The sequence below is a fragment of the Plantactinospora sonchi genome (assembly GCF_036422035.1).
GTDB lineage: Bacteria > Actinomycetota > Actinomycetes > Mycobacteriales > Micromonosporaceae > Plantactinospora > Plantactinospora sonchi.
Genome location: NZ_JAZGQK010000025.1, coordinates 13,699 through 27,585 on the forward strand (window position 1 = coordinate 13,699; position 13,887 = coordinate 27,585).

A 13,887-nucleotide genomic window follows, 5' to 3' on the forward strand; every position below is an offset into this window, starting at 1 on the left:
GAGGCGTGCCTGCCCGGGATCGCCTCACCCGGCTCCGGACGGTCGGGTTCGCCGCCACCAGCGTGATGGCGGCGAGCGCGTACGGGGCGGGAGCGCTGCCGGCGGGCGACGCGGACGCCGCCGTACTGCCGGGTGGCGCGGTTGCCGCACCGGCCAGTTACTGGTGGGGTCTGGCCGGCTGGCTGGTCGGGTTGACCGCCCTCGCCGCCGTCTGGTGGCGCCTCGGCGCCCGGATCACCGCACCGGCACCGGCACCGGCACCGTCCCCGGCACCGGCACCGGGGACGGTACGGCTGCGTGCGCTGCTCGGCACCGGCCTGCTGTGGGCGGTGCCGCTGCTGTTCGCGCCACCGACCGGAAGCCGGGACGCGTACGCGTACGCCTGCCAGGGCGCGCTGTGGCTCGACGGCGTCGACCCGTACACGGTGGGGGTGCTGCCGGGCGGGTGCGTCTGGTCGGACGCGGTGCCCGCGTTGTGGCGGCACACCCCGACCCCGTACGGGCCGCTGGCGGTGGCGGTCTCCGGCGGGGTGGTCGCCCTCGCCCGCCTGGTGACCACGTCCACCGACGCCCAACTGTTGATCGCGGTCGCGCTGCTCCGGGCCGTGGCGCTCGCCGGTGTGCTGCTGGTCGCCGGCTGCCTGCCCCGGCTGGCCCGGGCCTGCGGCGTCGACCCGGTACGGGCGTCGTGGCTCGGGCTGCTCTCGCCGCTGGTCATGATCCATGCGGTGTCCGGGGTGCACAACGACGCGCTGATGGTGGGACTGGTGGTGGCCGCGCTCTGGCTGAGCCTGTCCGGAAGGGGCCCTTCGGCTACCGGCGGCGGGAACAGCAACCGCTTCCTCGTGCTGTGCGGGGCTGGGGCGCTGCTGGGTCTGGCGGTCGCGGTCAAGGTCACGGCGGTGCTGGCGGTGCCGTTCGTGGTTCTGCTCGGCACGGTGCGGACGTCGCCCGCCGACATGCCGCCGGCCAGGACCACGCGGGACAGGGCAACGCCGGGCAGGGCGGCGCCGGCCGGCCCGGTCGTCTCCGCTGGTGGGGCGGTGGCGGCGGGTGGCGCGTGCGCCTTCGCCGGGCTGAGCCTGGTCACCGGACTCGACCTGGGCTGGCTCGGCGCGCTCACCGACACCGGCCGTCTGGTGCAGTGGACGTCGCTGCCGACCGGCCTGGGCATGGCGGCCGGATACCTGCTGCGGCTGGTCGGTCATCCCGAGGCGTTCGACCTCGCGGTACGGGTGGCCCGACTGCTCGGCCTGGTCACGCTGGCCGCGACGGTCGTCGTGCTCCTCGTCCGCGCCTGGTCGGCGACCTCGGCACCGGGTCCGACGGCCCGCCGCCGGGTGGTGGTCGCGACCGGCCTCGCCTTCGCGGCACTCGCGGTGCTGTCGCCGGTGTTCTATCCCTGGTACGCCCTGACCGCCGTCGCCGTGCTCGCGGCGGGTCTGTCGGACCGGTGGCGCGGTCGGGCCGCCGGCCTGGTGCTGCTGGCCAGCTTCCTGGTCCTGCCGGACGGGCTGGGGCTGGCGGTGCTCAGCAAGCTGCCGGGTGCCCTGTTCGACGTGGCGCTCGTCGTGGTCCTCGCCGTCGGGGTGTACAAGGCACGCTCACGGCGGGGCCGGGCCACCTGACGCCGGTGGTCCCGGACCCGCCGGGGACGACGAACCCGCCCCGCGGACCGTCGTCCGGGCCCGGGGGGTCCCCGGTCGGACGCCGGAGCAGGCGGGTCGTGGTGCCACCCGTCAGTCCACGTCGGTGCAGACGTCGTGGGTACTGCCGTGCAGCATGGTGATCGTCTTGTCGTACGTGGGACTGAACTCGACCTTGAACTGTCCGTCCACCAGCCACAGACCGCGCGGCAGGGAGCCGGCGTTCTCCCGGAAGCCGAGCAGCACCGGTCCGGTGACGTACCACGTCATCGAGCCGTCGGTGGCGTACTCGACCAGTGAAGTACCGCTCGCGTCCGCCGTCGACCTGGCCCCGGTCTCCAGGTTCGTCACCTCGTTGATCAACGCGCCGGTGTAGATCTCCCGCCGGGGGGAGCCGTCCGGGTACACCGCCAGCACCAGTTTGCGTACCTCGTCCACGACGGGCTGGACGCGGACCGCGAAGTCACACCGTGCCCCTGCGGGCATCTCGAACGCCTCCTGCGGCGCCGGCACCCAGCCACCCTGCCGGCGTTCCTGGTCGGCCGCGACGGCCGGGGCGGCCGGGAGGACCGGGGCAACCGATCCGGTCGTGACGAGTCCGGCGGCGGCCAGGGAAAGGGCGGCTCGCTTCGTCCAACGCATGTTCACTCCAGAACCTCTCGGTGATCGGGCCGGACCAGGATCACCGTCTCCACTCACCACGTCGTCACCACCACGACGGCGAATCCGCGCCGACCCGGGCCCGCCGGTCCGCCGCAGCGGCCGACGATCACCACCGGCGCACCGTCCGACAACCGGGTACCGGGGCCAGCCAGTCCCAACAGACATGGAATTCCGACTACTCGGGCCCTTCGAGGCGCGCCACGACGGTCAGCCGGTCGAGCTCGGCAGCCGACGCCAGGAACGGTGCGTCCTCGCCCTCCTCCTGCTCGACCTGGGCCACGTGGTGAGCACCGACCGGCTCATCGACCTGCTCTGGGCCGGTCGGCCGCCGGGGTCGGCCCGCAGCGCCGTGCAGACGTACATCGGTCGGCTCCGCGCCTCGCTGACCCCGTACGGCGTCCGGATCACCACCCACGGCGACGGCTACCTGGTGGCGGCGGAAGGGCACCAGGTCGACGTCGAGGAGTTCAACCGGTTGACGTACCGGGCGAGTGACGTCACCGACCCGGCCGAGCGGATCCGCCTGCTCGACCGGGCGCTGGCCCTCTGGCGCGGCCCGCTGCTCGCCGACACCGCCGACGACGCGCTGCGCGAGCGACTGCACGGCCCGCTCGGCGCGCTTCGGCTCACCGCTGTCGAACTGCGCGCCAAGGCCCAGCTGGCGCTGGGGCAGCACGCCCATGTGATCACCGACCTGACCCCGCTGGTCGACCGGGACCCGACCCAGGAGCAGCTCGTCGCCGCCCTGATGACCGCCCTGTACCGGGGCTCCCGGCAGGCCGACGCGTTACGGCTCTACCAGGTGACCCGGCAGGTGCTGGTGGACCAGCTCGGCATCGAGCCGGGCGCGCGACTGCGCGAGGTGCACCGGCGGATCCTCCGCGACGACCACCGACTCGACCGGCCCGGACTGCCCTGCTACGAGGTACGGATCCGGGACGAGAGCCTGCCGTGGAGCGTCGGCGGGCATCCGGCGCTGGAGTTCTGCAACACGTTCGCGGGATGGGGCCACGAGCCACCGCTGCCGGGCTCGGAGTGGTTACGCGGCTATCGCACGCTGGCGGTGTGGACCGGCTACGTGGGGCTGGTCGACGACGTCGCGGTGAACCGGCTGGTCGAACTCGACCGCCGCGATCCGGGGTCCGCCACCGCCGTACTCGACGAGGCCCGCGCGCTGCGTACCCGGTTGTACACCTGCCTGACCGATCCGGAGAACCGGTCCGCGTTCGACGCCGTCGCCCGGGCCGCGGAAGCCGCCGCGAAGGCGCTGGTGTTCCGAGCCGAGGCGAGCGGCCGTGGCCGGTGGTGGCCGGACCTCGCGGCCGGACTGCGAGTGCCGGTCCACGCCGCCGCGTGGAGTGCCGCCGAACTCCTGGCGGACCCGCGACGGCTCACCATCCGGGTCTGCCCCGACAAGCGGTGTGGGTGGCTGTTCCTCGACGAGAGCGGACTACGCCGGTGGTGCAGCACAGCCACCTGCGGCCGGCCGGCCACGGCGGCTCCGTGCCCGAGTTCCTGACCCCTGGCGGCCCGGGCGCCCCGGCATCTCACGGCACTTCCCGACCTGCGGAGCCGGGCCGTGGCGGGTCCGGCGGCGACCCTCCGCCTCCGGTGCCCCGCCGGCGCAGGAAGGGCAGCCACGGCGGGGGCGCGCCCTCGCCCGCCACCGGGCCACGTTGTACGCCGGCCCGGCCCAGCCGGACCCAGACGGTCAGGGTGAGCAGGACCAGGGCGAAGCCGAACAGCAGGTCCTCCACCGGCGCGTACACCAGCCGCCAGCCGATGATCGCGTCCGGGTCGTACCGCACGATGCGCCGGCCGGTCAGGATGCCGTTGGAGACCAACTGGAAGAAGACGATGATCGGGTACGTCGCCCAGAAGACCGGCCGCAGCACCAACCTCGTACGCAGTACGACGAGGTCGACCAGCAGTACGCCGGCCACCCCGAGCAGCACCGCCGCCGTGTAGCTCACCGCGCCCCGCCCCGCGACGGTCCGTCCCGGGACGCCTCGTGGCGCAGGGGCCCGCTCCAGGGAGGCCCGCCCCGCAGCGGCTCGTCCGGAAGCGGCTCAGGCTGGGGAGGCTCGTCCCCGGCCGGCCAGCGTCGTACGGCCCGGACCGCCTCGAACCCAAGGATGGCGCAGACCGGTACGACGACAAAAAAGAGCACCTCGTCCAGCGGCAGGCCGCCGGGCAGCAGAACGCCGGTGATCTGCTCCGGGTCGAACGTCCAGTGTCCGGCGGCGATCGCCGCCAGGTCCCAGAGCACGAAGACCACGACCACCGGCAGCAGGGTGAGCAGCAGACGCCGCCAGCGGCGCAGCACGTTCACCCGCAGCACCGGCTCCAGCCACAGCGCGCAGCCGAGGCAGCCGGCGAGCACCGCCAGATAGCCGAGGTGTCCCATCGGCGCGAGGCCGTCTCAGAACCCCGTCGCCTGGGCCCGCCGTTTGACCTCCCGGGCCCGGTGGTCGCCGAGGGCGTCGGCCGGGGTCCCCGGCAGGGTCTCGTCAGGCAGGTAGAGCCAGCGCAGCGCGGCCTCGTCGCTGTACCCGGCGTCGTGCAGCAGGGTGAGGATGCCGGGCAGGTGCTTGCGTACGGTCTGGTTGGCCACCAGTTCGGCCGGGACGACCCGGACGCCGTCCCGACGGACCGCGAGCAGCTCCCGGTCGCGGATCATCTGGTGCACCTTGCTGATCGACACCTCAAGACGCTCGGCCACGTCCGGGAGGGCCAGCCAACCGGTCGGTTCGGTCGGCTGCGCGTCGGCGGGTACGGATTCGGTCACCCGATCACCTTGCCACGTGGCTGCCGACCGATCCCAGACGGCTCCCGGACCGCCGGCCCGGAGTGTCGGGGCCGGCCGCCCCGGAGGGCCGGAACCAGCTGTCTCGGAGGGCCCGACCGCCTCGCGGGCGGGTCGGGGCCGGCCCTTCGCGGAGTAGCGGACCGGGCTGGCGCGGAGTAGCGGACCGGGCTGGCGCGGAGTAGCGGACCGGGCCGTGCCGGAGGGTGGGGCCGGTCGCTGCGGAGGGTCGGAACCAGGTTGTCCGGAGTGTCCCGGAAAGCCAGCCCGAACTGTCCGTAATCGCACCTCCGGATTTCCGTTCGGTGTCGGCTGTGGCATCCTGTTCTGCCGCCACCCTCTGGAGACATAGACTGCCTGCCGATGGACATACAGGTCGCCGACACACTGCTGAACTCGCTCATCGACGGGCGTTACCGCATCCGCGCGCGTGTGGCCCGGGGCGGGATGGCGACCGTGTACACGGCGATCGACGAGCGCCTCGACCGCATCGTGGCAATAAAGATCATTCACCCGAACCAGGCCAACGCGCCGCAGGTGCAGCTCGCCGGCTTCCTCGAACGGTTCACCGACGAGGCCAAGACGATCGCCCGGCTGACCCACCCCAACGTGGTCGCCGTCTACGACCAGGGCACGCACGCCCGCCTGCCGTACCTCGTCATGGAGTACGTGCGCGGGCGGACGCTGCGAGAGATCCTCGCCGAACGCGGCCGGCTCAACCCGAGCGAGGCGCTGGCGATCATGGAGCAGATGCTCGCCGCGATCGCCGCCGCCCACCGCGCCGGCCTGGTCCACCGGGACGTCAAGCCCGAGAACGTACTGGTCGCCGAGGCACCGAGCGGCGGTATGGCGAACCTGGTCGACAGCGTCGTCAAGGTGGCCGACTTCGGGCTGGCCCGGGCGGTCGAGGCGAGTTCCGAGACCGACGGCGCCAACCAGCTGATGGCCACCGTCGCGTACGTGGCACCGGAACTGGTCACCGACGGACGGGCCGATCCGCGCACGGACGTCTACGCCGCCGGGATCGTGCTCTTCGAGATGCTCACCGGCCGGGTCCCGTACGACGGTGACCGTGCCGTCGACGTCGCCTGGCAACACGTCGACCGCGACGTGCCGCGCCCCTCCACGCTGGTTCCCGGCCTGCCGCCGGTCCTCGACGAGCTGGTGGTCCGGGCGACCCGGCGCGACCCGGGCGCCCGGCCGACCGACGCGGGCGCGCTGCAGGCGGAGGTGCAGGTGGTCCGGGACGATCTCGGCACCATGGCCAACGCCAACACGACGATTCTGCGCCAGATCCAGCCGGCGGAGCAGCCGACCATGGCGGTGCAGCAGCCCACCATGGTGGTCGCGGCGGTCCAGCCCACCGAACGGCCGTCCTGGGCCCGGCTGCCGGACCAGCAGCGGGAGCGGCCCGCGCCGCACCGTCGACGGGCCGCGCCGCCGCCCACCGGGCTCGCCGGGCGGTTCGCGGACCTGCGCGACCGGCTGCTGGCCGACCGCGGCGGCCGGATCGCGGTCGGTGCCGCCGCGCTGGCGGTCATCCTGGTCATCGCCGGGGTCGGCTGGTGGTTCGGGGCGGGCCGCTACACCGCCACGCCGAACCTGGTGAACCTGGCCGGCACGGACGCGCAGTCCCGCGCCGACCGGGCCGGTTTCACGGTCGAGTTCACCGAGCCCCGCTACAGCGAGCAGGTCCCCAAGGACGCGGTGCTGGCCCAGGACCCGGGCTCGGACGAACGGATCGTCCGGGGCGGCACCATCACCCTGACCCTCTCGCTCGGCCCGGAACGCTTCCCGGTTCCCGACGTGGTCGGCAAGTCGCTGGAACTGGCCCAGCTCGATCTTGAGGATGCCGGGCTCCGGATGAAACGCGGCCCCGACCGGTACGACGACAACCTGGAGGAAGGCGTCGTGATCTCGGTCAAGCCCGAGGTCGGTGCCGAGGTCAAGGCGGGCGATGAGATCACCGTCACGGTGAGCAAGGGCCGGGCGCCGATCACGGTGCCGGTCCTGATCGGCAAGAACGTCAACGAGGCGCGGACGATCCTGCAGCAACTCGGCCTGCAGATCGTCGTCGAGCCGCAGGACTCCGACAAGCCGAAGGACGAGGTGCTCTCGCAGAGTCCGCAGGACGGGGCCGGTGTCGAGGCGGGTGCCAAGGTCACGGTCAAGGTCAGCAATGGCCCGCCGCTGGTCGCCGTGCCCTCGGTGATGAACTTGCCATGTCCGCAGGCGAGGCAGATCCTGGAGGGGCTGGGGCTCACCGTCGGTGGGCTGCAGATCAACCCGAACGGACCGGTCCGGTCGCAGAACCCCGGTCCGAACACTCCGGTACCACCAGGATCCCAAGTTGCCATCACCTGTTTCTGACCCGACCCCGAACTCTTCTCCCCCGGCTGCCGCCCGGCCGAGCCGGCCCATCGGATCGCACACTCCGACCTCCGGCGGGCTGGCCCGGGCCGCGCTGCCGTACGTCGACGCCGCCGGCTCGGAAGCGGTCCAGGTCTACGTCGGCAACTCGCGTGGCTGGGCGCTGCCGCCCGGCGACCCGGCCCAGGACGCCGCGTTCCTGGCCGGTTGCGCCGAACGGGGCGTTCCGGTCTACATCCACGCGTCGCTCCTGACGAACCTCGGCTCCCCCACCCCGGCCACCGTGGAACGCTCGGTGGCGACGCTGGCACACGCGCTGGCCCGAGGCACCGCGATCGGCGCGACCGGAGTGGTCTTCCACGCCGGCAGCTCGGTCGACGCCGGTCACGCCGACGCGGCCATGCGCCAGGTCCGGGAGGCGTTGCTGCCGCTGCTCGACTCCACCTCCGCCGCAGGTGGCCCGAAACTGCTGGTGGAGCCGAGTGCCGGCGGGGGGCGGTCGCTGGCTTCCCGGGTGGAGCACCTCGGGCCCTACCTCGACGCGGTCGACCGGCATCCGTGGCTCGGCGTCTGTTTCGACACCTGCCACGCCTGGGCCGCCGGCCATGACCTGGCCCGCGAGGGCGGCATGACCGAAGCCCTGGACGCCCTGGTCACCGCGGTCGGCGCGGAGCGGCTGTGGCTGCTGCACGCCAACGACTCGCGGGATCCGTGCGGCTCGACCCGGGACCGGCACGAGACGATCGGCAAGGGCGCGATCGGGGAGGCCCCGTTCGCCGAACTGCTGGCTCATCCGGCGACCGCGGGTGTGCCGGTGATCGTCGAAACGCCGACCGAGCAGCATTTCGGGCACGCCGACGACATCAGCACGCTCAAACGACTCCGCCCCTGACCCGGCCCCTGAGCTCGGGCAGGTAGGCCAGGGGCGCCGGGACCGCGCGGCAGACTTCGGCCCGCTGCGGGCGTCGGACACCCGGCACCGGACGCCGGGCGGGATGACCCGGGCCACGTCCGACCGGCGCCCAGGGTGAACGGAGCGTGGTCGGGGCGTACCGTGGCCGCGATGCGACGCCTCCGACCACTGCCCGCCATCCGGCGCCGATGGTCGTACTGTGCCCTGCTCACGCTGCTCTTGCCCGGACTGGCGCTGGCGGGTTGCGGGGCCGGGTCGGGCACCGGGCGGGACGGAACGGTCTCCGCCGGGTCACCGGCCTCCCCCGGCCCCGGGCGCAACGGCACGACCGCCACCACGCTCGAACCCGCCTTCGTGTCCGAGATCACCCCCGTCACCGCCGCCGACCTCGGTCAGAGCTGGCGGCCCGGCTGCCCGGTCGGGCCGGACCAGCTTCGACGCGTACGGCTCAGCTACCGGGATTTCGACGACCAGCCGCAGGTCGGCACGATCGTCGTACACGAGTCGGTCGTCGCCGACGTGATCACGATCTTCCGTACCCTGTACCGGGCGCACTTCCCGATCCGCCGGATCCAGCCCGTCGACACGTACGGCGGTAGTGACGACAGGTCGATGGCCGACGACAACACCTCCGGCTTCAACTGCCGTCAGGCGGTCTCGACCGGCCCGGCCAAGTGGTCGGTGCACGCGTACGGGGCGGCGATCGACGTCAACCCGGTGGAGAACCCGTACCTGATCGACGGCCGGGTGCTGCCACCGGCCGGTACGGCGTACACCGATCGCGCCGACGACCGGCCCGGGATGGCGGTCCCGGGCGGCACGCTGGTCGAGGCGTTCGCGGCGGTCGGATGGCACTGGGGCGGCGAGTTCCGCTCACCCGACCACCAGCACTTCAGTCAGCACGGCGGCTGACCGGCCACCGCCCCGGCACGCCTCGACCGGTCAGCCCCGGAAGATCTCGGTGAGCACCTCGACCGCCCGCTCCACCCCGGCGTCGTCCAGGTCGTGATGGGTGACCAGCCGTCCGGTACGCGGACCGAGGACCGAGACGAGAACACCCCGGGCCCGGGCGGCCGCGCCCAGCGCGGGGGCGTCGAATCCGCACTTGGTGAGGTCGAGCGGCACGATGTTGGTCGTCACCGGACCGGCCAGCACCCCGAACGGGGCGAGCGCCTCGGCGAGCCGGGCCGCCCGGACGTGGTCCTCGGCGAGCCGGTCGATGTGGTGCCGGAGGGCGTACCGGCCGGCGGCGGCGAGCACACCGACCTGGCGCATGCCGCCGCCCATCCGCTTGCGGACCACCCGGGCCCGCGCGATCTTCTCCGCGCTGCCCAGCACCAGCGAGCCGACCGGGGCGCCGAGCCCCTTGGACAGGCAGACCGACATGGTGTCGAAAAGTTCGCCGTAGCTGGCCAGCGGCACCCCGTCGGCGACGTGCGCGTGCCAGATCCGGGCGCCGTCGCAGTGCAGGCCGAGGCCGGCCTCGTCGGCGACCCGGCGCAGTTCGCGGAGGGTGGCGAGCGGGATCACACCGCCGCCGCCCCGGTTGTGGGTCTGTTCGACCGCGATCGCCCGGGTCGGCACCGCGTGGTAACCGTCCGGCCGGATCATCGACGCGACCAGGTCCGGGTCGATGTCGGCGCCGACGGCGGGCCAGGTCCGCGAGGAGATACCGCCGTACGCGGCGGCGGCCCCGACCTCGTACGTCACCACGTGCGCGTCGGCGTCGACGAGCAGTTCACTGCCGGGTGGCACGAGCAGTTGCAGGGCGATCTGGTTGGCCATCGAACCGGTCGGGGCGAAGAGTGCCGCCTCGTGTCCGAAGAGCGCCGCGACCTCGGCCTCGAGCGCGTTGACGGTCGGGTCCTCGCCGTACACGTCGTCGCCGACCTCGGCCTCGGCCATCGCCGCCCGCATCCCGGCGGTGGGCCGGGTGACGGTGTCGGACCGCAGGTCGACCGGAGGGACAGCGTCTTGGTCAGCCACGAAGCATCTCCGCTACCAGGAAGGCCAGTTCAAGTGATTGCTGGGTGTTGAGTCGGGGGTCGCAGGCGGTCTCGTAGCGGTCCGGCAGGTGGATGTCCTCGATCGCCTGGGCACCGCCGAGGCACTCGGTGACATCCTCGCCGGTCAACTCGACGTGCAGGCCGCCGGGGTGGGTGTCCAGGCCCCGGTGCACCTCGAAGTAGCCGAGCACCTCGTCGACGATCCGGTCGAAATGCCGGGTCTTGTAGCCGTTCGACGACTCGTGGGTGTTGCCGTGCATCGGGTCGCACTGCCAGACGACCTTGGCGCCGGAGGCGGTGACCTTCGACACGATCGGCGGCAGTACGTCGCGGACCAGCTTGTTGCCCATCCGACTGATCAGGGTGAGCCGGCCGGGGACGTTGTCCGGGTTGAGCTTCTCGCAGAGCTCGATCGCCTCGTCCGGGGTGGTGGTGGGCCCGAGCTTGACCCCGATGGGGTTGGCGATCCGGGAGATGAAGTCGATGTGCGCGCCGTCGAGCTGCCGGGTCCGCTCGCCGATCCAGAGGAAGTGCCCGGAGAGTCCGTACGCCCGGCTGTCGGAGACCCGGGTCAGCGCGCGGTCGTACTCCAGGGCGAGCGCCTCGTGCGAGCAGTAGAGGGTGACGGTGCGCAGTGCCTCCTCGTCGGTCATCCCGCAGGCCCTGATGAACGCGAGAGCCCGGTCGATCTCCCGGGCGATCGCCTCGTAGCGCTCACCCGCCGGGGAGTTGCGGACGAAGTCCTTGTTCCAGTCGTGCACCGCGTGCAGGTCGGCCAGGCCACCGGCGAGGTACGCCCGGAGCATGTTCATCGCGGCGGCCGAGTTGGCGTACGCCCGGATCATCCGCTGCGGGTCGGCGACCCGGGCCTCGGCCACCGGATCGAGCGAATTGATCATGTCGCCCCGGTACGCCGGCAGCCCGCGCGCGTCGGTCGGCAGGGAGCGCGGCTTGGTGTACTGCCCGGCGACCCGGGCCACCTTGACCACCGGCAACGACGCCCCGTACGTCAGCACCACCGCCATCTGCAGCAGCGTGCGGGCGTTGGCCAGCAGGTGGCTCTCGGTGTTGTCGACGAAGGTCTCGGCGCAGTCGCCACCCTGCAGCAGGAACGCCCGACCCTCGCATACCAGGGCCAGCCGCCGCCGGAGCTGGTCGACCTCGTAGGGTGCGACGACCGACGGAACGTTCTGCAGGACCTTGCTGACCTCGTCGACCACGGCCGGGTCGGGCCAGGGTGGCGTCTGAGCTCGCGGGAGGTCACGCCACCGGTCCAACCCGAGGGCCGCGTCCTCGGCCGAGTCGACGGTGGGACGACTGGTCTGCAGCGCGGTACTTCCCACCGCGGGGTAGCTCAGTTGATGCCACTCTTGGCGCATGCGGCAAGCGTACGGCGAGCCGACGTCGGCAACCGCCCGAGGTCGGCCCGGTCCGCTTCGTGGGAGTTCCACCGTCCGTGACGAACCCGACAGCCCGCCCGTACGAACTCAATGGGCCGTCCGTGACGAATCCGACAGCTCAGCCCGTCGGCGTGGCAGCGCCGGTCGGGGTCGGACTGTGCCCGCCGGGCACCTCCCGTGCGATGCACCACTGACCGTCGGCCCGGGCCACCGTAAAGAGGATCTTTATCGAGCTGGTCCGGTCGCCCACCTTCACCGTGACGGAGGTGCTGACCTCCTGGTCGGCGCCGACGGCCCGGACGTCGACGATCTCCGTCCCGGAGACGGTGAAGTGCGCGGCGAAGTCTCCGTTCGGGGTGGTCGCGGCCGCGTCGAAGGCGTCGTGCAGCGGGGCGCAGAGCTGCGCGCGCCCGGCGTCGACACTCTTCGCCTTCATCGCGTCGAGGTACGCCTGCACCCGCGCCCGGGCCCGTTCCGCCCCGTTCTCGACGGCCGGGGTTGTTGTCGTCACCGCCTTCTCCGGGGCCCGTCGGGGCGAGTCGACCAGGCCGCAGCCGGTCAGACCCAGTGGCACGACCGCCAGGACGGCGGCCAGGACGGCCACCCGCTGTCGCTCGACGCGCATCGCTCTCCCTCCCGGACAGGCTCCCCGGACCGGACAGGCTCCACAGACTAGTGAAACGGGGAGTCTGGCACATCGCCCCGGAGCGGGTCCGGCCGTCCCGGCAGGAGCCGGAGCCGGTGTCGCCGTCCCGGCAGGAGCCGGTGTCGCCGTCCCGGCAGGTCCGACGTGGGCGCCAGCGGGTCGGCCGGCCGCCGGGTCGACGTCACACGACCACCGGGTCGACCGGCCGGGCGGCGACCGACGGGCGGGGTCGGAGCTTCGGCCGGAGCAGCAGCGTGACCAGCAGGGACAACGCGGCCATCGTCACCATCGCGCCGGATGCCGACATCCACTGGGCGAGAGCGCCCGCCACCGTCGCCGCGACCGCCTGCATGGTCAACATGCCCGAGGAGTGCAGGCCGAGTACCTGCCCCCGGACGTCGACCGGGGTCAGATCGACCAGCCGCTGCTGGAGCAGCACCCCACCGCCGAAGCCGGCCGAGGCGGCGGCGACCGCGAGCGCCGCGACCGGCAGCGGAAGCGGCAGGGCGAACAGCAGGTACGGCACACCGAGCAGCAGTTGCAGCGGGGTGACCAGACGCGACCGCCAGTGCGGGGGCAGGAACCTGCCCCTCACGGTGTCGCCGGCCAGCATCCCGAGCGCCCCGGACATGAACAGCACCCCGGCGGTCCCGGGGGCGTACGGGATGAAGAGCGCCTCGCAGCCGACGACCAGCCCGTTCGGCAGCCACAGCGCGAGGTAGACGTACCGGCGGGCGGGCTCCGACCAGAGCGTGACGTTCACCCGCCAGGTCTGCCGGACCGACGGCCGACCGAGGGCGCGCGGCGCGCGGCGGGTGAGCCCGAACCGGGCGACGATCGCGGCGGTGAGATGCAGCGTGGCGCCGATCAGCAGCACCCGTCGAGGGCTGGCGACGGTCAGCAGCGCACCGCCCAGGGCGAAACCGCTGATCTGCATGGCACCGACGGACATGTTCAACACCGAGCGACCGAGCAGGTAGCCGCCCTCGGGCAGGATCTCGCCGAGCAGACCCCACCGGACACCGCCGCCCATCGAACTGACCAGTCCCATGAAGCCGATCACCACGAACATCCCCCAGATCGGCATCCCGGGTGTGGCCAGGACGAGGACGCTCGTCCCGAGGAGGAGCGCGATCGTGACCAGCGCGGCGCGCGGCGGCACCCGGTCGGCCGTCGACAGCAGGGTCGTGGCGCCGACGACCTGCGCGAACGAGGGTCCGAACAGGCTCAGCGCGGCCAGCAGCGGCGACCCTGTGCCGGCGTAGACCAGCGTGCCGAGGGCGAGCCCGTTGACGGTGCTCCCGGCGATCTGGGCGGACACCACCAGGAAGAGCGGCCGGAACTCCGGAACCTGGAACAGTTCACGATAGGTACGCATGCCGGCAGTGTCGGAGGACGATCTTCCGCGCCGGTAGGTTTTCGGCTGGACGTGAAAAC

The 13,887-nt window shown here is 72.8% G+C and carries 13 protein-coding genes; 5 read left to right on the top strand and 8 right to left on the bottom strand.

Annotated features, from left to right (window positions below):
- Window positions 1-5 precede the first annotated feature (5 nt).
- Entirely contained in the window at window positions 6-1,628 is a 1,623-nt protein-coding gene (mptB, locus tag V1633_RS26540; protein WP_331215712.1) for a polyprenol phosphomannose-dependent alpha 1,6 mannosyltransferase MptB, read from the top strand.
- A 111-nt stretch (window positions 1,629-1,739) separates the two neighbouring features.
- Here the strand turns inward: mptB and V1633_RS26545 are convergent, their stop codons facing one another.
- Window positions 1,740-2,288 carry a hypothetical protein gene (locus V1633_RS26545; RefSeq protein ID WP_331215711.1) on the bottom strand — a complete coding sequence of 183 codons (549 nt, stop codon included), beginning with the start codon at window positions 2,286-2,288 and terminating at the stop codon, window positions 1,740-1,742.
- Window positions 2,289-2,472: 184 nt separating this feature from the next.
- Here V1633_RS26545 and V1633_RS26550 point away from each other — a divergent pair, with 184 nt between their 5' ends.
- The gene (locus V1633_RS26550) at window positions 2,473-3,828 is read left to right on the top strand and encodes a BTAD domain-containing putative transcriptional regulator (RefSeq protein ID WP_331215710.1); all 1,356 of its coding nucleotides are present in this window, start codon (window positions 2,473-2,475) and stop codon (window positions 3,826-3,828) included.
- Window positions 3,829-3,856: 28 nt separating this feature from the next.
- On the opposite strand, the gene V1633_RS26555 is transcribed toward V1633_RS26550, so the two are convergent.
- Genes V1633_RS26555 through V1633_RS26565 form a run of 3 tightly spaced genes read right to left on the bottom strand, consistent with a single transcriptional unit; the run spans window position 3,857 to window position 5,097 of the window.
- Window positions 3,857-4,282, bottom strand: a complete 426-nt coding sequence (locus V1633_RS26555) for a lycopene cyclase domain-containing protein (RefSeq protein WP_331215709.1) — start codon at window positions 4,280-4,282, stop codon at window positions 3,857-3,859.
- Window positions 4,279-4,716 (bottom strand): lycopene cyclase domain-containing protein, encoded by a 438-nt coding sequence (locus tag V1633_RS26560; RefSeq protein ID WP_331215708.1) that lies wholly within the window; start codon window positions 4,714-4,716, stop codon window positions 4,279-4,281. Before V1633_RS26560 ends, V1633_RS26555 begins: the two co-directional genes overlap by 4 nt.
- Window positions 4,717-4,731: 15 nt before the next feature.
- Window positions 4,732-5,097: an Rv2175c family DNA-binding protein gene (locus tag V1633_RS26565; RefSeq protein ID WP_331215707.1), complete on the bottom strand. Its 366-nt coding sequence runs from the start codon at window positions 5,095-5,097 to the stop codon at window positions 4,732-4,734.
- A 381-nt stretch (window positions 5,098-5,478) separates the two neighbouring features.
- Between V1633_RS26565 and pknB the strand changes: the two genes are divergently transcribed.
- The 3 genes from pknB (at window position 5,479) to V1633_RS26580 (ending at window position 9,310) form a co-directional block, all read left to right on the top strand.
- Window positions 5,479-7,485, top strand: a complete 2,007-nt coding sequence (pknB, locus tag V1633_RS26570; RefSeq protein WP_331215706.1) for a Stk1 family PASTA domain-containing Ser/Thr kinase — start codon at window positions 5,479-5,481, stop codon at window positions 7,483-7,485.
- A 49-nt stretch (window positions 7,486-7,534) separates the two neighbouring features.
- Complete coding sequence (locus V1633_RS26575) at window positions 7,535-8,377, top strand: deoxyribonuclease IV (protein ID WP_331215910.1); 843 nt, start codon at window positions 7,535-7,537, stop codon at window positions 8,375-8,377.
- Window positions 8,378-8,548: 171 nt separating this feature from the next.
- On the top strand, window positions 8,549-9,310 hold the full coding sequence (locus V1633_RS26580; protein ID WP_331215705.1) for a M15 family metallopeptidase: 762 nt from the start codon (window positions 8,549-8,551) through the stop codon (window positions 9,308-9,310).
- A gap of 30 nt (window positions 9,311-9,340) precedes the next feature.
- On the opposite strand, the gene V1633_RS26585 is transcribed toward V1633_RS26580, so the two are convergent.
- From V1633_RS26585 to V1633_RS26600, 4 genes are all read right to left on the bottom strand, one after another.
- Entirely contained in the window at window positions 9,341-10,384 is a 1,044-nt protein-coding gene (locus tag V1633_RS26585; protein WP_331215704.1) for a threonine aldolase family protein, read from the bottom strand.
- Window positions 10,377-11,783 (bottom strand): class II 3-deoxy-7-phosphoheptulonate synthase, encoded by a 1,407-nt coding sequence (locus V1633_RS26590; RefSeq protein WP_331215703.1) that lies wholly within the window; start codon window positions 11,781-11,783, stop codon window positions 10,377-10,379. The genes V1633_RS26585 and V1633_RS26590 overlap by 8 nt, the downstream gene beginning before the upstream one ends.
- A 139-nt stretch (window positions 11,784-11,922) precedes the next feature.
- A complete protein-coding gene (locus V1633_RS26595) occupies window positions 11,923-12,429 on the bottom strand; it encodes a hypothetical protein (protein ID WP_331215702.1) in 507 nt (168 codons plus the stop codon).
- A 202-nt stretch (window positions 12,430-12,631) separates the two neighbouring features.
- Entirely contained in the window at window positions 12,632-13,828 is a 1,197-nt protein-coding gene (locus tag V1633_RS26600; RefSeq protein WP_331215701.1) for an MFS transporter, read from the bottom strand.
- Window positions 13,829-13,887: the final 59 nt, after the last annotated feature.

What these genes read in the sequence shown, in the direction of transcription:
- V1633_RS26545 (WP_331215711.1), bottom strand. Translation starts at nt 2,288, where the DNA reads ATGCGTTGGACGAAGCGAGCCGCCCTTTCCCTGGCCGCCGCCGGACTC.
- V1633_RS26550 (WP_331215710.1), top strand. Translation starts at nt 2,473, where the DNA reads ATGGAATTCCGACTACTCGGGCCCTTCGAGGCGCGCCACGACGGTCAG.
- V1633_RS26560 (WP_331215708.1), bottom strand. Translation starts at nt 4,716, where the DNA reads ATGGGACACCTCGGCTATCTGGCGGTGCTCGCCGGCTGCCTCGGCTGC.
- pknB (WP_331215706.1), top strand. Translation starts at nt 5,479, where the DNA reads ATGGACATACAGGTCGCCGACACACTGCTGAACTCGCTCATCGACGGG.
- V1633_RS26580 (WP_331215705.1), top strand. Translation starts at nt 8,549, where the DNA reads ATGCGACGCCTCCGACCACTGCCCGCCATCCGGCGCCGATGGTCGTAC.
- V1633_RS26590 (WP_331215703.1), bottom strand. Translation starts at nt 11,783, where the DNA reads ATGCGCCAAGAGTGGCATCAACTGAGCTACCCCGCGGTGGGAAGTACC.
- V1633_RS26595 (WP_331215702.1), bottom strand. Translation starts at nt 12,429, where the DNA reads ATGCGCGTCGAGCGACAGCGGGTGGCCGTCCTGGCCGCCGTCCTGGCG.
- V1633_RS26600 (WP_331215701.1), bottom strand. Translation starts at nt 13,828, where the DNA reads ATGCGTACCTATCGTGAACTGTTCCAGGTTCCGGAGTTCCGGCCGCTC.